The organism is Bradyrhizobium sp. SZCCHNS3016, from assembly GCF_032484535.1.
GTDB lineage: Bacteria > Pseudomonadota > Alphaproteobacteria > Rhizobiales > Xanthobacteraceae > Bradyrhizobium.
Genome location: NZ_JAUETE010000001.1, coordinates 610,250 through 630,412 on the forward strand (window position 1 = coordinate 610,250; position 20,163 = coordinate 630,412).

18 protein-coding genes are annotated in these 20,163 nt (G+C 65.3%); 17 read left to right on the forward strand and 1 reads right to left on the reverse strand.

Annotated features, from left to right (window positions below; all coding sequences use genetic code 11):
• Positions 1 to 5 precede the first annotated feature (5 nt).
• The 5 genes from QW881_RS02815 (at position 6) to QW881_RS02835 (ending at position 8,271) form a co-directional block, all read left to right on the forward strand.
• Positions 6 to 2,210 carry a PepSY domain-containing protein gene (locus QW881_RS02815; protein WP_315756295.1) on the forward strand — a complete coding sequence of 735 codons (2,205 nt, stop codon included), beginning with the start codon at positions 6 to 8 and terminating at the stop codon, positions 2,208 to 2,210.
• Positions 2,191 to 3,195 carry an FAD:protein FMN transferase gene (locus QW881_RS02820; protein ID WP_409998982.1) on the forward strand — a complete coding sequence of 335 codons (1,005 nt, stop codon included), beginning with the start codon at positions 2,191 to 2,193 and terminating at the stop codon, positions 3,193 to 3,195. Before QW881_RS02815 ends, QW881_RS02820 begins: the two co-directional genes overlap by 20 nt.
• 204 nt (positions 3,196 to 3,399) lie before the next feature.
• The gene (locus QW881_RS02825; RefSeq protein WP_315756293.1) at positions 3,400 to 4,437 is read left to right on the forward strand and encodes a zinc-dependent alcohol dehydrogenase family protein; all 1,038 of its coding nucleotides are present in this window, start codon (positions 3,400 to 3,402) and stop codon (positions 4,435 to 4,437) included.
• A gap of 274 nt (positions 4,438 to 4,711) precedes the next feature.
• Positions 4,712 to 6,637: a hypothetical protein gene (locus tag QW881_RS02830; RefSeq protein ID WP_316158044.1), complete on the forward strand. Its 1,926-nt coding sequence runs from the start codon at positions 4,712 to 4,714 to the stop codon at positions 6,635 to 6,637.
• 11 nt (positions 6,638 to 6,648) lie between these two features.
• Positions 6,649 to 8,271, forward strand: coding sequence for a PEP/pyruvate-binding domain-containing protein (locus QW881_RS02835; protein WP_315756291.1), 1,623 nt, complete (start codon positions 6,649 to 6,651; stop codon positions 8,269 to 8,271).
• Positions 8,272 to 8,328: 57 nt separating this feature from the next.
• On the opposite strand, the gene QW881_RS02840 is transcribed toward QW881_RS02835, so the two are convergent.
• Positions 8,329 to 9,288 (reverse strand): LysR substrate-binding domain-containing protein, encoded by a 960-nt coding sequence (locus QW881_RS02840; protein WP_315756290.1) that lies wholly within the window; start codon positions 9,286 to 9,288, stop codon positions 8,329 to 8,331.
• Between the two features lie 220 nt (positions 9,289 to 9,508).
• Here QW881_RS02840 and QW881_RS02845 point away from each other — a divergent pair, with 220 nt between their 5' ends.
• From QW881_RS02845 to QW881_RS02900, 12 genes are all read left to right on the forward strand, one after another.
• Positions 9,509 to 10,540 (forward strand): ABC transporter substrate-binding protein, encoded by a 1,032-nt coding sequence (locus QW881_RS02845; protein ID WP_315756289.1) that lies wholly within the window; start codon positions 9,509 to 9,511, stop codon positions 10,538 to 10,540.
• Positions 10,541 to 10,730: 190 nt separating this feature from the next.
• The gene (locus tag QW881_RS02850; RefSeq protein WP_315756288.1) at positions 10,731 to 11,774 is read left to right on the forward strand and encodes an ABC transporter ATP-binding protein; all 1,044 of its coding nucleotides are present in this window, start codon (positions 10,731 to 10,733) and stop codon (positions 11,772 to 11,774) included.
• Entirely contained in the window at positions 11,771 to 12,652 is an 882-nt protein-coding gene (locus QW881_RS02855) for an ABC transporter permease (RefSeq protein ID WP_315756287.1), read from the forward strand. The genes QW881_RS02850 and QW881_RS02855 overlap by 4 nt, the downstream gene beginning before the upstream one ends.
• Positions 12,649 to 13,458, forward strand: a complete 810-nt coding sequence (locus tag QW881_RS02860; RefSeq protein WP_315756286.1) for an ABC transporter permease — start codon at positions 12,649 to 12,651, stop codon at positions 13,456 to 13,458. The genes QW881_RS02855 and QW881_RS02860 overlap by 4 nt, the downstream gene beginning before the upstream one ends.
• 11 nt (positions 13,459 to 13,469) lie before the next feature.
• Positions 13,470 to 14,606, forward strand: a complete 1,137-nt coding sequence (locus QW881_RS02865) for an FAD-dependent oxidoreductase (protein WP_315756285.1) — start codon at positions 13,470 to 13,472, stop codon at positions 14,604 to 14,606.
• A 34-nt stretch (positions 14,607 to 14,640) separates the two neighbouring features.
• Positions 14,641 to 14,937 (forward strand): (2Fe-2S)-binding protein, encoded by a 297-nt coding sequence (locus QW881_RS02870; RefSeq protein WP_315736978.1) that lies wholly within the window; start codon positions 14,641 to 14,643, stop codon positions 14,935 to 14,937.
• Positions 14,934 to 16,340, forward strand: coding sequence for an NAD(P)/FAD-dependent oxidoreductase (locus tag QW881_RS02875; RefSeq protein ID WP_315756283.1), 1,407 nt, complete (start codon positions 14,934 to 14,936; stop codon positions 16,338 to 16,340). Before QW881_RS02870 ends, QW881_RS02875 begins: the two co-directional genes overlap by 4 nt.
• Positions 16,337 to 17,470 (forward strand): FAD-dependent oxidoreductase, encoded by a 1,134-nt coding sequence (locus tag QW881_RS02880; protein WP_316158043.1) that lies wholly within the window; start codon positions 16,337 to 16,339, stop codon positions 17,468 to 17,470. The genes QW881_RS02875 and QW881_RS02880 overlap by 4 nt, the downstream gene beginning before the upstream one ends.
• A gap of 7 nt (positions 17,471 to 17,477) precedes the next feature.
• The gene (locus QW881_RS02885; RefSeq protein WP_315737085.1) at positions 17,478 to 17,825 is read left to right on the forward strand and encodes a RidA family protein; all 348 of its coding nucleotides are present in this window, start codon (positions 17,478 to 17,480) and stop codon (positions 17,823 to 17,825) included.
• A 129-nt stretch (positions 17,826 to 17,954) separates the two neighbouring features.
• Entirely contained in the window at positions 17,955 to 19,346 is a 1,392-nt protein-coding gene (locus tag QW881_RS02890; RefSeq protein ID WP_316158042.1) for a M20/M25/M40 family metallo-hydrolase, read from the forward strand.
• A 347-nt stretch (positions 19,347 to 19,693) separates the two neighbouring features.
• On the forward strand, positions 19,694 to 19,876 hold the full coding sequence (locus tag QW881_RS02895; RefSeq protein WP_315756280.1) for a hypothetical protein: 183 nt from the start codon (positions 19,694 to 19,696) through the stop codon (positions 19,874 to 19,876).
• Positions 19,877 to 19,904: 28 nt separating this feature from the next.
• On the forward strand, positions 19,905 to 19,982 hold the full coding sequence (locus tag QW881_RS02900) for a hypothetical protein (protein ID WP_316172325.1): 78 nt from the start codon (positions 19,905 to 19,907) through the stop codon (positions 19,980 to 19,982).
• The last annotated feature ends 181 nt before the right edge of the window (positions 19,983 to 20,163 follow it).

Consider the following 20,163-nt stretch of genomic DNA (forward strand, 5'->3'; position numbering starts at 1 on the left):
ATGTCATGCCGCGCTGGATTCATCGGATTCTAGGCCTTTTCGTCATCATTCCGCTGATGGCACTCGCGATCAGCGGTTCGGTGCTGTCGGCGATTCCGGCCTGGGATCGGGCTGAAGCAATTTCGCCAAGCAGTGTCACCGTCGCCGCTTTGGCTGGCCGAGTCGTCGGCACCTATCCTGGTGTGGAGGAGCTCAAACGCCTGCCCTCCGGTAAGATCATCGCCTTCTATTCCGGGAACGATGGCCCGGCCGCGAGCGTGGTGAACCCTGTGAGCGGTGAATTTGTTTCGGACTACACGCGCTCGGCATTCGAACGCTGGATGACCAACCTGCATCGTTCGTTCTTTCTCGGCGATAGCGGGCGCGTGGCCGTCGGCGCCGGCGCGCTGGCGATGCTGGTCCTGCTGCTGTCTGGCCTGCAGATGACCGCCCGACGCATGGGAGGATGGGGACAGATTCTCAGCCGGGCGCGCGGCGATGGCATTCAGCGACTACATACCGACCTCGGCCGGCTGGCGGCTGGTGGGCTTCTGCTGTCAACTCTGACGGCGCTCTATCTGTCGCTCACCACGTTCGGACTGATTTCGGACGGCATGTCGCAGGCGCCCGCTTTCCCGACGGCGACGACCCGCGGCCCGGCTCTTCCCGTCGAGCAAATCGCGGCTCTGAGCGGGATCGATCTTTCCCAGCTCCGGGTGCTGACTTTTCCCAACCCGGCGAACCCGGACGACGTCTTTCACCTGACCACCGCGACCGGCGAAGGATATGTCGATCCCGCGGGCGGAGGCCTGCTGGCTTGGCACGACCATTCAATCGCCCGGCAGATCTACGAATTCATCTACATGCTGCACACCGGCCAAGGGCTCTGGTGGCTCGGCCTGCTGTTGGGCGTCAGCGCCCTCAGCGTTCCGGTACTTGGCTTGAGCGGAGCTGTGATGTGGTGGAGCCGGCGCCGTGCATATGCTCCAATTGCTGACAACGTTATCGCCAAGAACGCCGACACCGTGATCCTGGTCGGGAGCGAGGGTGGCAGCACATGGGGCTTCGCCCGCACGCTGCACGCCGCCCTGACGGCTAACGGACACGGGGTTCATACGGCCTCGATGGATAGCTTGTTGCGATCCTATCCATCGGCGCGGCGCATGTTCTTGCTGGCCGCGACCTATGGCGACGGCGCGGCTCCCGCGACGGCCAGCGTGTTCCTCAAACGCCTCGACGGGATCACAGAGCCGCCGCCTTTCCCAATCACGGTCCTCGGCTTCGGCGACCGGCAATTCCCGCAATTCTGCCGTTTCGCTCGCGACGTCGAAGCGACGTTGGCGCGGAAGGGCTGGGCGTCGCTGATGCCGCTCGAGACGATCGACCGCCAATCCGAGCAGGAATTCGCCCGATGGGGCGAGGCGCTGTCGCAGGTCATGGGCGAAGAGCTGGCGCTGCTGCATGTGCCGGAGCGGCCGCGCACGCATACCCTGACGCTTGTCGACCGCGTCGACTACGGCGCGGAGGTGCAGGCGCCAACCTGCGTGCTGCGCTTCGCGCTGCCGATGAGCCACATGTTCGCGCGCGTCGCAGGGGGCGGCTGGCCGCGCTTCACGGCAGGCGACCTCATAGGCATCGTGCCGCCGGGCTGCACCTCACCGCGCTATTATTCGTTGGCCAGTTCGACCAGCGATGGATTTGTCGAGATCTGCGTGCGCAAACATCCCGGCGGGCTTTGCTCGGGCCTGCTGCACGGGCTTGAGCCGGGCGACAGCGTCGAGGCCTTCGTGAAGGCCAATCCAGCCTTCCGTCCGGCGCGCGGACGAAAGCCGGTCATCCTGATCGGCGCCGGCACCGGCATTGGTCCCCTGGCGGGATTGGTCCGCGCCAATTTCTCGCGCAGGCCCATGCATCTCTATTTCGGCGGCCGCGATCCAGCCTCGGACTTCCTCTATGAGCCCGAGATCGCCGGCTGGCTGCATGACAGACGGCTGACGAGCCTCGCCACCGCCTTCTCGCGCGTGAAAGGCGGCGGCTATGTGCAGGATCGGCTGCGCAAGGACGCCGATCGATTTCGAGCCCTGATCGCCGGTGGAGCGCAGGTCATGGTGTGTGGTGGGCGCGACATGGCGGCGGGCGTGACGGAGGCGATAGCTGATGTACTCGCGCCGACCGGCCTGACGCCGATTGCGCTCAAAGCCCAGGGGAGGCTTGCTGAAGATGTCTACTGATCTTGTTCGCCACGCATTGAGCGGCGCCACGATGGGAACGCGCTGGTCGGCGCTGGTCTATGCTTTTCCTGACACCGACATTGCTGCGCTGGAGGCCGCCCTGGCTCGTGCCGTCGATCGCGTCGACCGCCAGATGTCCACATGGAAGCCGGACAGCGATCTGATGCGACTGAACTCGGCCGCGCAAGGCGTCTGGGTATCCCTACCTGTCGAGATCATGCAAGTTCTGCAACGGGGCGTGACGATCGGACATGCATCGGGCGGAGCCTTTGACATCGGCCTGGGGCACCTGGTCAATGCCTGGGGCTTCGGACCTGCTGCCTCTGCTCCCGACAAGGACGCGATCCAGATGGCGCTTCGTGAGCGACTGCCGCCAACCCATACGGTTCTAGAGCTGGATGTGCCGGGAAGCAGGGTGCGCAAACACGCGCAGTCTACGTTGGACCTTTCAGGAATCGCCAAGGGTTTCGCCGTGGACGAGATGATGCGAACGGTCGAGGCCTTCGGTATTTCCAATGCGCTGGTCAGTCTGGATGGAGAGCTGAAAGCACGAGGCGCCAAGGCGGACGGAACACCGTGGCGCGTGGCGGTGGAAAAGCCCGACTACGAACGGCGCGGTCCGCTTGGCGTCGTTGAATTATGGGACGCGGCGGTCGCTACTTCAGGCGATTACCGGCATTGGATCGATCTCGGGCGAAAACGTCTGTCTCACACCATGGACCGGTCACGCGGCGGTCCCATCGACAACGCAATCGCCTCAGTCTCCGTCGTCGCGGCAAGCTGCATGGATGCTGACGCATGGGCGACGGCATTCATGGTCCTCGGTCCGGTGCAGAGCAAGGCGCTGGCGCAGGAGCAGGGCCTCAGTGCCCTGCTTATCCAGCGAGGGAACGAGAGGTTGGTCGAGATTCCCGTCGGTCCGGCGTTCGAGGTGCCTTGGGCAGCGTCGGCGGAGATGAGGCGGCAAGATCTATCACATGGGTGAGGTCGATGTGCACGCGCTCCGCCTAGCTGCCTAGGTACGGCGGCAAACGGCCATGCGGTGGATTGGCTCTCGATGCTGGATTTTGGTTCCGACAAATCATCGTGATGCGGCTGGATGGAGAGGTTTGACCAACATCAAGCTCGCGCATCGTCACCCATCTAGCTTCCTCTGCGAATTTTCGTCCGCGACGCAGAGGAGATGGTCATGAAGGCGCTCGTCTATAACGGTCCGGGAAAGAAGGCCGTTGAGGAAAGGCCGAAACCCAAGATTTCGGCTCCGACCGACGCCATCGTCAAGCTTGTGAAGACGACAATCTGCGGGACTGACCTCCACATATTGAAAGGCGACGTTCCGACCTGCGTACCCGGCCGAATTCTTGGCCATGAGGGCGTCGGCATCGTCGACAAGATCGGCGGCGCCGTTACCGCCTTCGGGCCGGGCGATCACGTCATCATCTCCTGCATTTCCTCCTGCGGGACCTGCGACTATTGCCGGCGCGGAATGTATTCCCATTGTGTGAACGGCGGCTGGATCCTTGGCAACCGAATCGACGGAACGCAGGCGGAATACGTGCGTACTCCATTTGCTGACACTAGCCTTTATCATGTGCCGGCCGGAACCGAGGAAGATGCGTTGGTAATGCTGAGCGACATTCTTCCGACCGGGTTCGAGTGCGGCGTGCTCAACGGTAAGGTCCAGCCCGGCTCGACGGTGGCGATCGTCGGCGCCGGCCCGATCGGCTTGGCAGCCCTGCTGACGGCCCAATTCTACTCGCCGGCCGAAATCATCATGATCGACCTCGACGACAATCGCCTGGAGATGTCGTCCCGGTTCGGCGCCACAACTGTCATCAACAACAAGGATGGCAAGGCTGTTGAAAAGATCATGGAGATGACGGGCGGTCGCGGCGTCGACACCGCCATGGAAGCGGTCGGTGTGCCGGCGAGCTTCATCGTCTGCGAGGATATCGTTGCGCCCGGCGGCGTCATTGCCAATATCGGTGTTCACGGCGTCAAGGTCGATTTGCACCTGGAGCGACTGTGGGACCGCAATATTGCGATCACGACAAGGCTCGTCGACACTGTCACCACGCCGATGCTGCTTAAAACGGTACAATCTCGCAGGATCGACGCGAAGAAGCTCATCACCCATCGGTTCAAGTTCGAACAGATCCTGGACGCCTATGAGACCTTCGGAGCAGCTGCCAGTACGCACGCCCTGAAGGTACTGATCGAGTTCTAGTACCCGGACTCATAGCCGGGGGATACGTCGGCCTTTGAAGGGGCGCTGGCGAGCCTTTTTCTCGATCCAGACGAAGGGTTCAGCTCTGTCGTCGCAGGCTTGGACGAAGGCATCGATCGCACGACTGCGACATTTTGGGAGAGACGCGCGCAATCTGCGGACTGCCGAGCTCCAGCGCTGATCGCCGCATGTGACATTTCGATGAATGATCCAGCGCAATACCGCACCGTTCGCCGGCTGCTACGAGGCCGTTATCAAACTGCGACGTGCGCCGATGAAAACTGAAATTGTCAGAGAGCTCGGACAACCCGACATCCTGCTGCCGCAGCTCGTGGCAGATGGACTGGCCGCCAACGATCGCATCAAGCTCCGCCTCAGCGCGCTGCAGGCCGCGGTCCAACATGCAAGACAGCCGCGCGCGAACGTGCCTGATCTCGCGATGGAGAGCCGCGCTGCCGGGCTGGCGCCTGCGGCGCTCGTCACACTGATCGGCGGCGCACATCTTGCTGGCGACGACAAGGTGGTCGCACCAGGACTCGCTCCTCTGCTGAAGGGCATCGAGGGCGATATTCTCGCGATGATCGGTGCCGCCGCCGCAGGCAATCCGTCGGAAGGCCAGCAGTTCGAAGGACGCCTGGCCTCGATCCGCAGCGCGGGTCACCTCGAAGCGACGCCGGAGATCGAGATCGCCCGCGTCGGTCGGCTGACGGGGGTCGAGCATGACGGACCGGATAGCCTGCATCGGCTGGTGATGGACCTGCACAAGGCATTGAACCGTCTGGCCGCGAGCAACTCGGAAGAGGTCATCGCCGGCGCGCATGTCTTCGGCGTGCAGGACGCCGATCGCGCACCGATCGCGAGCTTCATGCGCGGGCTCAACGAGACGAGACCGCTCAAGTTCAATCATCCCGGGCTCGATACGACCGCAATCCGGGCGGGCGACCGGCTGGTCATCCAGAACGACATCGGCACCACCGATGCGCATGTGATCGTCATCGTGGTCACGGCGAGCGTCGTGACCATCACCTATACCGACGTTCATCTGGCGCGCGCGAAGTTCTTCGTATCGCTGTTCGACGAGTGTTCGCTGAAATGGAGCGGCCTGGACAAGCATGCCGCCGCGGGGCTCGAGGACGACGGGACGTTCTATCTCGTCACCGGATCTTATGAGTATGGAGCGCCCGACGATCGCGACGAATTGCTCGCTGCCATCGGATCTTCGCTGGTGTTCCTGATCGACTGGAACAAGGCGCGCAAACTGCTGCGCAGCTGGGTCGCCAAGACCGATGCGGTTCGTATCCTGGAATGGGCGGCGCGGCAGCGTGTCGGTCACCGCGGCTTTCTGGAGCTTGGCGGCAGCGAGCTGCTCGGCGCAGCCGTGCGCAGCGCGGCACCGACGCGCATCGGCTTCGGCGAGCGGCTCGACCAGGTGCTGGGGCGAGAGCCCGCGATCGGTTTCCTCAAGACGTGCCTGCAGGTCTCGACCGAGGCTTTGCGCGAGGGGCAGTCGTCACGGCTGGCGCGGGACCGGATCGGCGCCGACCTGGTCAGGCATCTCGATCGCGTCGATAGCGAATTGCTCGCGATGGTGCTCCGACAGATCGGCCTGGCGCGCGATGTGGCGGCGCTGGTCCAACAGGCCGTGTCGATGATCGAGCCGGAGCCGACGTTGGTCAGGCAGCTCGCGGAGCGGGCGGGCCGGATCGAGCGGAAGGCCGACAGGATCGCCATCGAGGCGCGTGCGGAAATCGCGCGGCTCGCTGCGCGGCCGGTGATCGGCGACCTGGTCGACCGGATCGAGCAGGCGATCGATGAGTTGGAGCAGGCTGCGTTCATTGCGTCGCTGGCGCCGGGCGCGCTGAAGCCCGAGATCAGGTCCGCACTGGGGGCGCTCGCGTTGGTGGCGGTGTCAGCAACCGAGCACGCCGCGTCGGGCCTCGCCGCCGCTGCCGAGGTCCAGGAAGGCCGCCGAGCAGATTCGGAAGATGCGTTGGCGGCGGTTGCCCGGCTGATGGATGCCGAGCACCAGGCGGATGCCAAGGAACGGGAAATCACTGCGAGCGTGTTCTCCGGCGGGCTCGATCTGGCAGCCTCTCTTGGCGCTCTGGAGCTCGCGCGGGCGATCGAGCGCGCGACCGACTGCCTGGCGAGCTTCGGCCATTTGCTGCGGCGCTACACGATGAGTGACCTCTCGGCCTAGGGAACGAAGTGATGATGATGGTGCGGATCGGGGATGGCCGGCGCGAGCTGCCTGGCGCCGAAGAGGTCGGGGCGAAGGCGGCAAATCTCGCACGGATGGCGGCGCTGGGTCTGCCGGTGCCGCCTGCGTTCGTGCTGCCGGTGCAGCTCTGCGCCGACGTGGTGGCCGGCAAGGGGCAGGCAATGCGCCAGCTCGTTGACGGACTGAAAGGAGGGATCGCCTTTCTCGAGCAGGCGACCGGAAAGTCGTTCGGCTGCTCGCGCAATCCGCTGCTCGTGTCCGTCAGGTCCGGTGCGGCGCGGTCGATGCCGGGCATGCTGGATACCGTTCTCAATGTCGGCTGCACGTCGCGCGCCGTGCGCGGTCTGGTGCGTGCAACGGGGCGGCCGCGGCTGGCCTGGGACTGCCGGCGGCGCCTGCTCGAGAGCTACGCCGAAACGGTCATCGGGATCGATCCCGCCCCGCTCGCCGAGCGATTGAGCCAGATGATTGCCGCTGAAGGCGTCAGCAACGAGCGTGAGCTGGACAGCGAGGCGCTCGAGCGGCTGGTTTGCGACGAACACAAGCTCCTGGAAGAGGCCGATGATGACGGATGGCTCGAAGATGCCGCGGTGCAGCTGGAACGCTCGGCGCGGGCCGTCTATCGATCCTGGACCAGTGAGCGGGCGCGGACCTATCGCCGGCTCGAGGGCCTCGAGCATCTCAAGGGCACGGCGGTCACGGTGCAGGCCATGGTGTTCGGCAATGGCGGCATGTCGTCCGGTGCGGGCGTCGCATTCTCGCGCGATCCCTCGACGGGAGCGGACGAGCCGGTCATCGACGTCATGTTCGATTCGCAGGGCGAGGACGTCGTCTCCGGCCGAAGGACGCCGGAAACCGAGAGGGCCCTGTCACGGGCGCTGCCGGATGTGGCGCTGGGGCTGCGTGCAACTCTGAAGCGGCTGGAAAGTGAATTTCGCGATGTGCAGGACATCGAATTCACCATCGAGGAAGGCCGATTGTGGATCCTGCAGACAAGAGCCGCCAAGCGCACCCCGCGCGCCGCGCTCCGCATCGCGGTCGACCTCGTGCACGAAGGATCGATCACGCGGGAAGAGGCCCTGGGAAGACTTGAAGGCATCGATGTCGAGGCACTCACGGAGACGTCGCTCGTTTCGGCCGGCCAGCCCGCAGCCGTCGGAGTTGCGGCTTCCGGCGGTGTCGCAACGGGTCGGGCGGCCTTCGACAGCGCGTCCGCGGAACGCCTCGCGGCGGCAGGTAATCCGGTCATTCTGATCCGTCACGACACCAGCACCGCGGACATCGCCGGCTTCGCCGCGGCCTCCGGGATCGTCACGGCCGTTGGCGCCCGCACTGCGCATGCCTCGCTCGTCGCCCGTCAGATGGGCAAGCCCTGCGTGGTCGGTTGCGCCGCGATCCGGCTCGATGGTGAAGCGCAGCAGGCACGTATCGGCGCAGCGGTCGTGTCCCTCGGCGACTGGATCACCGTCGACGGCAATACGGGCCGTCTCTACCTGGGGCGCGGCGAAATCGTCGCACAACGGCCCGAGGCTGAGCTTGCGGAGCTGTCGACATGGCGCTTTCCGCGCGATACCGGCTCTGGGGGCGCAATCGCTGAAGCGCCCGCGGCCTGACCGGTTGCCGCTGGTCTAAGCGAAGGACCGGATCACACGCCGCTCAATCAGCGGGTCCTAGGTTCGCCCACCTAGCCTTTCTCCCACCAAGCCTTCCCCGGTTTCTCCAGGGATCGATGCCCGGCCGAGCTCTTCCAGGGCCCGTCGCACCGACTCGACGAGGTCCAGCGCCACCGGCGAGGGGCTGCGCTGCGGCGGAAACACCGCCGCGAATTCGAAATCGATGCGCGGCGTGAATGGCCGCATCACCACGCCGCGGCCGTCGAATTCGCGCGCGGTGAACGGATCGCAAATCGAGACGCCCAGTCCCGACGACACCATCCCGCACATGATTTCCGACAGCGTCGTCTCGACCCGCAGCACGCGCCTGACATCCTCGCGATGGAAGATCTGATCGATCAGATGCCGACTGGTGGAGCCTGACGAGAGCGAGATGAAGGTCTCCCCCTCGAAGTCGCGCGGCACCAAGATTGTCTTCGCACAAAGCCGATGGCCTGCCGGGAGGACGGCGACGCGCGCCAGCGCCGGCAGCTTGATGCTCGGCAGGCCGGCATGGGCGATCGGCACCTCGGCAAAGCCGACGTCGCATTGCGCGTTCAGCACCCAGTCGATCACGATCGGCGAGATCACGCCGAAAAAAGCGAGATTGAGATTGGGCCGCTCCTGCAGGAAGCGGCCCGCCAGCCGCGGCAGATAGCCATTGGCAAGAGCGGGCAGGGCGGCGATGCGCAACGTGCCGGTGCGCCGGCCGCGAATTTCCTCCGCTGCTGCAGTGATGCGATCGAGCCCGACGAAGGAGCGTTCCACCTCCATGTAGAGCGCTGTTGCCGCGGCGGTCGGCACCAGCCCGGTGCCGCGCCGTTCGAACAGCTCCATCTTGAGCAAAGCCTGAAGGTCGCGCAGCAGCCGGCTGACCGCCGGCTGCGTCACCGCCATCAGCTTGGCGGCTTCCGTCACACTGCCGCTCAGCATCATCGCCCGGAAGGCTTCGACCTGCCGCGAGTTGATCCGCGCCATCAGTCCTCCAGTCCATAACATTTGCGTATGAACAGGGTGCCATTATTCATTGGACGATCAAAGCCTCTGCTGCGATCTTTTTTGGCAGGGTGAGGGGTGGCTCGTTTTTTAGGCTCGTCAGCTCCGGGTTTTCTGGACTGCGGATGCATCGGCCAAGCCCGATCTCCCTGGGACGGTTATTTAATACCGTCTCATATCCAAGATGATGGAGATCGGTCCGATGAAGCACCCTAAACTCCTGATGGCGGTCAGCGTCGCCGTCCTGGCTTCAGCCTCCCAGGTATGGGCTCAACAGAAGACGCTCTATGTCGCCGGCTATGGCGGCTCGTTCGAGAAGACCATCCGCGAGGAAGTGATCCCGCCGTTCGAGCAGGCCAACGGCGTCAAGGTCGAATACGTCGCCGGCAACTCCACCGACACACTTGCGAAGCTGCAGGCGCAGAAGGGCAATCAGCAGATCGACGTCGCGATTGTCGATGACGGTCCGATGTACCAGGCGATCCAACTCGGCTTCTGCGACAAGGTCACCGGACTGCCTGGCGATCTCCTCGATGTCGCGCGCTTCAAGGACGACAAGGCGGTCGCGATCGGTCTTGTCGCGACGGGCCTGATGTACAACAAAAAGGTGTTCGCCGAGAAAGGCTGGGCCGCGCCGACGTCGTGGAATGATCTCAAGGATCCGAAATATAAGCAGCTGCTCGTTATCCCGCCGATCAACAACACCTACGGCCTCAACGTCCTGCTGATGCTGGCCAAGATGAACGGCGGCAGCGAAGCCAACGTCGATGCCGGCTTCAAGATATTCAAGACCGACATCAATCCGAATGTGCTCGCCTACGAGCCGTCGCCCGGCAAGATGACCGAGCTCTTCCAATCGGGCCAGGCCGTCATCGCCGTGTGGGGCAGCGGCCGTGTGCAGAGCTTTGCCAACACCGGCTTCCCGGTCGATTTCGTCTATCCGAAGGAAGGTGCCGTCAGCCTGCTGACGACGGCATGTCCGATCGCCAAGGCCTCGGTCTCGCCGTTGGCGTCGAGCTTCATCAAGCTGCTGCTCGATCCGAAGATCCAGCTCACGATGCTGAAGGAATATGGCTATGGCCCGGTCGTGAAGTCCGTCGTGGTCCCCGAGGGCGTCGGCGCGATGGCGCCGATCGGCGAGCGTGCCGCCAAGGTCTATGCGCCGGATTGGAGCGTGGTCAACGAGAAGCGCGAGGAATGGACCAAGCGCTGGAATCGCGAAGTCGAGCGCTAATCAGTCGCTTGTTGCGAACCTCTCTCGTCGACGGCGGTCTTCTCCCTCCCCCTTGTGGGGGAGGGTTGGGAGGGAGGGACCACACCAATGGTCTTCGGGCCGCCTCCCACCCCCGGCCCCTCCCCGCAAGGGCGAGGGGAGTGCACCGTGCGCGCGGCGCCAGCATTCCTCGCCCATCTGGATCCAAAGCATGTCCTTCCTCGAGCTCGACCGCGTCGGCAAGTCCTTCGGCCCCAACACGGCGGTCGAGGAGTTCAGCCTCGGCGTCGCCAAGGGCGAGTTCATCTCGTTCCTGGGGCCGTCCGGCTGCGGCAAGACGACAACCTTGCAGATGATCGCGGGCTTCCTCGACCCGTCGCACGGCGCGATCCGGCTCGAGGGCAGGGATCTGGTCGCGATGCCGCCGGCGAAGCGCGGGCTCGGCATCGTGTTCCAGAGCTACGCGCTGTTTCCGCACATGACGGCGGCCGAGAACGTCGCCTTCGGCCTGGAGATGCGCAAGGTCGCGCGCAAGGATCGTGAGGAGCGCGTGCGCGCGGCGCTCGCGCTGGTCGGCCTCGCCGGCTATGAGGACCGTCATCCGCGCCGCATGTCCGGCGGCCAGCAGCAGCGCGTCGCGCTGGCGCGTGCGCTGGTGATCCGCCCGAGCCTGCTGCTGCTCGATGAGCCCCTGTCCAATCTCGATGCGCGCCTGCGCGAGGACATGCAGATTGAGCTGCGCCAGATCCAGCGCAATCTCGGCACCACGACCATCCTCGTCACCCATGATCAGATCGAGGCGATGTCGCTGTCCGACCGCATCGTCGTGATGAGCAAGGGGAGGATCGAGCAGATCGGCACGCCGCAGCAGGTGTACGAGCAGCCGGCCTCCGCCTTCGTCGCGCAATTTCTCGGCAAGACCAACGAGTTTGCTGCGACCGTGGACCGCACCGGGGGGCAGGCCAGACTGGTGGCGGGATCTTGGAGCGCGCCGGCGCCGGCCGGCGTGGCCGGCTCCGTCGCCGTCAGCGTCCGGCCCGAGCGCATCAACTTCGGTGACGCCGGTCTTGCAGGGCGCATCACGAGCCGCATCTTCCAGGGCAATCACTGGCTGTTCCAATGCGACACCGAATGCGGGCCCGCCACCGTGATCCGGCAGAATGACGGCCAGCCGCAGCCTGAGCAGGGCGCAGCGGTGCATCTCGTCTGGCAGGTCTCGGACATGAGCCTGCGCGCCGCGAAGGCTGCAGCATGAGCGCGACCATCGCGTCCAACTCGTCCGAGACGCGCGCCGGCCTCTCGCTGGCGCTGCCGGCCTTGATGCTGTTCCTGGGAGTCGTCGTGATCCCGTTGGCGATGACGGTGATGCTGTCGTTCCATGATTGGGGCCAGTACAAGGGCATCGAGCCGGTTTTCATCCTGAAGAACTGGATCGAGATCTTCGACGACCCCTACTACGCCGAGATGTTCTGGCGCACCTTCCGCGTCGCGGTGCTGGCAACCTTGATCACGGCGGTGTTCGGCGTGCCCGAGGCCTACATCCTCAACCGCATGCAGGGGCCGTGGAAGGGCCTCTTCCTGCTGGTGATCATCGGCCCGCTGCTGATCTCGGTCGTTGCGCGCACGCTCGGCTGGGCGCTGCTGTTCGGCGGCAACAACGGCCTCGCCAACAAGCTCCTGATGACGCTCGGCCTGATCGATTCACCGGTCCGGTTCATGTTCACCGAAACCGGCATGGTGATCGCGCTGGCGCACGCGATGATGCCGTTCATGGTGCTCGCGGTATGGACCGCACTGCAGCGGCTCGATCCGCAGGTCGAGAATGCGGCGTTGTCGCTGGGTGCAAGCTCGCTGACGGTGGTCCGCCGCATCGTGCTGCCGCAGATCATGCCGGGCGTGCTGTCGGGCGCCATCATCGTATTCTCGCTGTCCGCCAGCGCCTTTGCGACGCCGGCGATCATCGGCGGCCGCAGGCTCAAGGTCGCCGCGACGCTCGCCTATGACGAATTCCTCAATACGTTGAACTGGCCGCTCGGCGCCGCGGTTGCCGTGCTGCTGCTGATCGCGCTCGTCCTGATCGTGGTCGGCTCCAATGCGCTGATCGAGCGCCGCTACCAGGAGATGTTCCGATGAGCAGGAACGGTCCTCTGGCGCTGATCTTCCATGCCGTCTTCGTCGTCTTCATGGTGGCGCCGATCGTCGTCGTGTGCTGGGTCGCGTTCACCCCGGAAGGCTTTCTGTCGATTCCGATCACGAGCTTCTCTCTGCGCTGGTTCAGGGCGCTCGCCGACTATCCGGAATTCGTCCACGCCTTCGGCGTAAGCCTGTGGCTCGGCGCGCTGTCGTCGTGCGTGGCGCTATTGTTCGCGGTGCCGGCGGCGCTCGCGATCAGCCGCTATCGCTTCCGCGGCCGTGACGCGCTGTCGGCGCTGTTCCTGTCGCCCTTGATGATCCCGCATGTGGTGCTCGGCATCGCCTTCCTGCGCTTCTTCACGTCGGTCGGCATCGGCGGCACGTTCGTGGCGCTGGTGATCGCCCATGTCGTCGTGGTGTTTCCGTTCGCGCTGCGGCTGACGCTTGCGGCCGCGACCGGCATGGACCGCTCGATCGAGATGGCCGCGATCTCGCTCGGCGCCGACGGCTGGACGATGTTTCGCCGCGTCACCTTGCCCGCGATCCTGCCCGGCATCGTCAGCGGTTGGATGCTCGCCTTCATCCAGTCGTTCGACGATCTGACCATGACCGTGTTCCTGGCGACGCCCGGCACCGAGACCCTGCCGGTGCGCATGTTCCTCTACATCCAGGACAACATCGATCCGCTGGTGACATCGGTATCGGCCAGCGTCATCGCCATCACCATGACCGTCCTGATCCTGCTCGACCGCTTCTACGGGCTCGACCGCGTGCTCACCGCCAAAGGCGGCGACGCAGGACGATAGGAGACACTACGATGAGAGACTATGACGTCGCCGTCGTCGGCGGCGGCCTGCTCGGCTCTGCGATTGCCTGGGGGCTCGGCCGGCTCGGCCAGCGCGTCGCCGTGCTCGACGAGGGCGATATCGCCAAGCGCGCCTCGCGCGCCAACTTCGCGCTGGTGTGGGTGCAGAGCAAGGGCCTGGGCATGCCGGCCTATACCGGCTGGACGGTGCGCGGCTCCAAGGCGTGGCCGAAGCTCGCCGAGGAGCTGAAGGCTCAGACCGGGCTCGACGTCGTGCTGCAGCAGAACGGCGGCTTTCACCTTACCCTCGGCGAGGCCGAGTACGAGCAGCGCGCGCAGCTCGTGGCGCGCATGCACAATCAGGTCGGCGCCGCCGACTATCAGATGGAGATGCTGCCGGCGGCAGAGGTGAAGAAGATGTTGCCGCTGATCGGCCCGGAGGTCTCCGGCGGCAGCTTCTGTCCCTATGATGGCCACGTGAATTCGCTGCGCACCTTCCGCGCCCTGCATGCCGGCATGAAGCAGTTCGGCGTCGACTATCTGCCGGAACGCGCGGTCGGCGCGATTGCCCGTGAGGGCGATGAGTTCAGGCTGACGACGGCGCAGGGCGAGGTACGCGCAGCGAAGGTGGTGCTCGCGGCAGGGAATGCCAACCAGGCCTTGGCCCCCATGGTTGGACTGTCGGCGCCGATGGGCCCGACGCGCGGCCAGATCGTCGTGACCGAGCGCACGATGCCGTTCCTGCCGCATCCGCTGACCACGATCCGCCAGACCGACGAGGGCACGGTGATGATCGGCGACAGCAAGGAGGATGAGCTCGACGATCGCGTGCAGAACCATCCGATCAACGCGGTCATGGCCGATCGCGCCCAGCGCACCTTCCCGCATCTGGCGCGGCTCAACGTCGTCAGGAGCTGGACCGGCATCCGCGTGATGCCGAAGGACGGCTTCCCGATCTACGAGCAGTCGGAGAGCCACCCAGGCGCCTTCGTCGCCTGCTGCCATTCCGGCGTGACGCTCGCGGCGAACCACGCGTTCGACATCGCGCGCATGGTCAAGGACGGCGCGCTGGAGCCGGAGCTGGTCGGCGCATTCACAGCCAGGCGCTTCGACGGCGAAGCGGGAGCGGGCGGCAGTGGCTACTACTGATAGTGAGAGGCCCGGCACGGGCACGGAGATGATGATGTTCAAGCGAGCAGAGGGTGACGCCAGGCGATCGGTGACGATCCATGTCGAAGGCAAGGCGATCGCCGCGCGCGAAGGCGACACGGTCTCGGCGGCGCTGCTTGCGTCGGGTCTCGACGTCAGGCGCTCGACCGCGGTCAGCGGCGCCAAGCGGCTGCCTTACTGCATGATGGGCGTGTGCTTCGATTGCCTGGTCACCATCGATGGCGTCGGCAATCGGCAGGGCTGCCTGGTCCCGGTCGCCGAGGGCATGCAAATCGAAATCCAGAAGGGCAAGCGGGAGATCGGCAAATGAGCGCGGCGCCGAAGCATGATCAATACGACGTCGTGGTGATCGGCGCTGGCCCGGCCGGGCTGGCCGCAGCGACCGCGACGGCCGGCGCCGGCCTGTCGACTTTGCTGCTGGACGAGAATGCTGGTCCCGGCGGGCAGGTCTGGCGCGCGATCAATTCGACGCCGGTGAAGAGTGAAGCGCTGCTCGGCACCGATTATTGGTCCGGGGCCGAGATCGCAAAGTCTGCCGAGACCAGCGGCGCCGAGATCATCCATCGGGCCACGGTGTGGAGCCTCGATCGCAAGCTCGAGCTCGGCGTCTCCGTCGGCGGCGGCTCGGCCTTCATCAAGGCCGGGCGGGTCATCATCGCGACCGGGGCGCAGGAGCGCCCGTTCCCGATTCCCGGCTGGACCCTGCCCGGCGTGATGACGGCGGGCGCGGCGCAGACGATGCTGAAATCGTCGGGGCTGGTGCCGGATTGTCCGGCGGTGATCGCAGGGCAGGGACCGCTGCTGTGGCTGCTCGCCGCCCAGATCCTGCGGCTTGGCGGCCGCATCGACCGCGTGCTCGACACCACGCCGCGCGCGAACTACATCACAGCACTGCCGCACGCCTTCGCCTTCGTGACCTCGTCCTATTTTCTCAAGGGTCTGGCGATGATGCGCGAGGTGCGCGCGAAGGTGCCGGTCACCACGGGCGTGGTGGAGCTCGCCGCCACCGGCAACGGCAAGCTCGACGCCGTCAGCTATGTCGCCGCGGGCGGCAAGCGGGAGACGCTGCCGGCCGAGCTGTTATTCTTGCACCAGGGCGTGGTGCCGAACGTCAATCTGGCGATGGCCGCCGGCGTCGAGCATCGCTGGAATGAGCTGCAGCTGTGCTGGACGCCCGTGCTGGACGCCGGCGGCAACAGCTCGATTCCGGGCATCGCGATTGCCGGCGACGGTGCCGGCATCGGCGGTGCGCAGGCCGCGCTGTGGCGCGGACGTATCGCGGCAGCCAGCGCCATCAAGGCCCTTCGGCCCCAGGCAAAGGTTTTGGACTATTCAGCGCAGTTGAAACGCGCCGAGCGTGGCCGTGTCTTCCTCGACGTTCTATTCCAGCCGGCCAAGCAATTCCGCATTCCGCAAGGCGACACCATCGTGTGCCGGTGTGAGGAGATCACCGCCAAGGACGTGCTCGACGCCGTCGCGATCGGGGCCACCGGACCGAACCAGCTCAAGGCCTATCGCCGCACCGGCATGGGGCCGTGCCAGGGCAGGCTGTGCGGCCTCACCGTCACCGAGCTGATGGCGCAGGCGCGCGGCAAGAGCCCGCAGGAGATCGGCTACTACCGGCTGCGCGCGCCGGTGAAGCCGATCATGCTGTCCGAGCTCGCGAGCCTGCCGAAGACCGAAGAGGCCACCAAGGCCGTGGTGCGCGGATGACGGTGAAGAAGGATGCCATCATCGTGGGTGGCGGCATCCACGGCTGCTCGACCGCGCTGCATCTATGCCTGGCCGGGTTGAAGCCGGTGCTGATCGAGAAGGACTATGCCGGCCGCCACGCCTCCGGTGTCAACGCCGGCGGCGTGCGCCAGCTCGCGCGCGACGTCGCGGAGATTCCGCTGTCGATCCGCTCGATGGGCATCTGGGAGAATATCAGCGACCTGGTCGACGATGATTGCGGCTTCGAAAGCTTCGGCCAGGTGCTGGTCGCCGAGAACGACGCGGAGCTCGACGCCTGCCGTGCCCGCGTCGTCGATCTCAACGCGCGCGGCTTCACCCATGAGGAGCTGATCGACGGCACGGAATTGCGCCGCCTCGTGCCGGCGGTGGCGGAGAACTGTCCGGGCGGTGTGGTGTCGCGGCGCGACGGCGCCGCGCAGCCCGCGCGAACCACCACCGCGTTCCGCCGCAAGGCTGAGCAGCTCGGTGCCCTCATTCGCGAGGGCGTGCCTGCGACCAACATCCGCAAGGAAGGCAAGCTCTGGCATGTCGACGTCGGCCCTGAGAGCTTTGCCGCGCCGGTGCTGGTCAATGCCGCCGGCGCCTGGGCCGGCCGCGTTGCAGAACAGTTCGGCGAGCCGGTCCCGGTCGAGACCATCGCGCCGATGCTGATGATCACGTCTCCCGTCGCGCACTTCATCGATCCCGTCGTCATCCTGCGCGGCCGCAAGCTGTCGTTCAAGCAGTTCCCCAACGGCACGGTGCTGATCGGCGGGGGCCATCTTGCAACGCCCGACCAGGACCGCAACGAGACCATGCTGGACTGGCGCAAATTGTCGGAGAGTGCGCGCACTGTCGCGGAGCTGTTCGCGGTGATGCGTCGCGCGACCATCGTGCGTGCCTGGGCCGGCATCGAGGCGCGCATGCGCGACGACATTCCGGTGTTTGGACCGAGTGCGCGGCACGAGGGGCTGTATCACCAGTTCGGCTTCTCCGCGCACGGCTTCCAGCTCGGCCCCGGCGCCGGCGCGGTGATGGCCGAGCTCATCGTGCACGGCGGCACCCAGACGCGCATCGGCGATCTCAGCATTGCGCGCTTTCAGACTTCCACCCCTTCGTCAACGACATGAGGACATGATGACGATCACCCGCAAGATCCGCTCCGCCATTCATCACCGCATCGTCGAGGCCAACGGCTTCGTCTTCATCGGCGGCACCATCGCCGACGACACCTCGGTGTCGATGGGCGAGCAGACCCGTAATATTCTCGGCAAGATCGACGGCTTCCTGAAAGAGGCCGGCACCGACAAGTCGCGCGTCGTCTCCGGCCAGATCTTCGTCACCGACCTGTCGAAGAAGAAGGAGATGGATGCGGCCTGGACCGAGTTCTTCGGCGACGATCTGCCGGTTCGCGCCACGGTCGGCGTCTCCGATCTCGGCGGCGGCGCGTTGATCGAGATCGTCATCACCGCCTTGAAGGGCTGAGCACAGCGCCTCGGCTCGGACAATGTGATCGAGGGTGACGCGCGGACTCGCTCCGCGCGTCATTTGCTTTTGAGGGGATTTCGATCGAACATGGTGTGACTGCAACGTCACGCGACGAAAGACGACCTCATGAGCGATGCCCGCACCGTTCCATCTCCTTCCGCCGGTCTCGCTGCCGTGTTCCGGCACATCGACGCCGAGAGGGAGCATTTTCTCACCCGCGTGATGGACTATGTGCGCCATCCCTCGATCAGCGCGCACAATGTCGGCATTGCCGAGGTGGCTGCGCTGCTGGTGAGGATGCTGCGGGAGATCGGCCTCGAGGCCGAGGCGGTGCCGACCGCGGGTCATCCGATGGTGCTGGGACGCTGGCACAACAAGCCGGGCGCGCCGACTGTGCTCCTCTACGGGCACTACGACGTGCAGCCGCCGGATCCGCTGGAGCTGTGGCTGAGCCCGCCGTTCGAGCCGACCATCCGCGACGGCCGCATCTATGCCCGCGGCATCGGCGACAACAAAGGGCAGCATTTCGCGCAGCTCATGGCGATCGAATCGCATCTCAAGGTTCACGGCGAGCTGCCGTGCAACGTCATCTTCCTGCTCGAAGGCGAGGAGGAAATCGGCAGCCCACGCATTGCCGAGTTTGTCGCCACGCATCGCGAGAAGTTGAAGGCCGATTTCGTGGTCACCGCCGACGGCCCGATGCATGCGTCGGGACGGCCGACCATGACCTATGGCGTCCGCGGCATGTGCTCGTTCGAGCTACGCGCCAAGCACGCCATCCGCGACGTTCATTCCGGCAATCTCGGCGGCATCGTGCCGAATCCGATCTGGACCCTGGTGCATCTGCTTGCAACGATGAAGAATGCCGCCGGCGAGATCACCATCGACGGTCTCCACGACGCGATCGTGCCGCCGAGCGCGCTTGACGTCGCTGCGGTGAAGCGTTTGCCGCTCGATCTCGATGCCGCCAAGGCAAGCCTCGGTCTCAGCCGTCTCGATGCGCCGGCAGAACGCGGCTACTACGAGCGGCTGATGTTCCACCCGACGCTCACCATCAATGGCTTTCACGGCGGCTATGGCGGCCTCGGCAGCAAGACCGTCCTGCCGTGCGAGGCGGTCGTGAAATGCGACATCCGCCTGGTCGAAGCGATGACGCCGGGCGACGTGCTGACCAAGGTCGAGGCCCATGTCAGGAAGCACGCGCCCGAGGTCGAGTTCATCCCCCGCGGCGGCATGCTGCCCTCGCGCGTGCCGCTCGATTCGCCCTATGGCGCAATCATCCGCGACGCGATTCGATTGGCACAGGGCGTCACGCCCCTTGAATTTCCGTGCACTGGCGGCAGTCTGCCGGACTACGTCTTCACCAAGATCCTCGGCGTCCCGGCCTTCGTCGTTCCCTATGCGAATGCCGACGAGGCCAATCACGCGCCGAACGAGAACATGACGATCGACTGCTTCTACAGTGGCATTCGCACCGGTGCGGCACTGCTCGACCGCGTCGGCGCGCGCGAGCGCTGATGCCGGTGCAACGCCCATCACGATCTCGCGTGCAGTGCGGGAGGCGTCATCGAGCAGCCATGAACGGATGGCAAGCACACGCTGGTTCGTCGCGTTGCGGGCGAATCGGCCGCACGCGGCGAGATCGCGCATGGATTAACGCAGTTGATATCGCCTAGTCTCGGAAGATATTAGTAAACGCCGCTTCAGGGCTCGGAGCTGCCACATGCACGACCCCGTTGACCAGCCGAGTGATTCGGTAAGTTCCGCTTCTCCTTGTGCGCGCGATCAGCGCAGCGCTCCGGAACATTCCGCCGCGGTTCCCGTGATCCAACTCGACCACGCGCCCGCAATCGATCCCGCGCCCAATGTCGATCAGGCTGCACAAAGCCGTGGCGCTCTCGGTCGGAAACGGTCCGATGGCGCGCATCTTGTCACACCGACCATGTGGCGCTGAGAAGGAGTCGTTCTCGGCGGCCATCGGACGTGCGATGTCCGGCGATGAGTTCCTGAAGAACACCTTCGCCAACAACGCATTCGAGAAATTTTGAGATCGCCGCCTACACGTCGCTGCTCGCGCTGTGCCGTGCCGGCGTCGAGGACGCCCGCGCGCCGCTCGAACAGTCGCTGCAGGAGGAGGAACGGAGGGCAGAGTAGGTCGACTCCAATGTCGAGAAGGTCACGCTGGAATTCGTTCGCCACGAGGAGCGTCAGGCGGCGTGACCTGGCGGTATCTCGGTCGGGATAGGGAACCCGTCAGCGCGATGACAACCTCCGGTATCATCCGGATACCCACGACTCTCCTGATCTAGTAAGTAAAACCTAGCCCTTCTTGGGG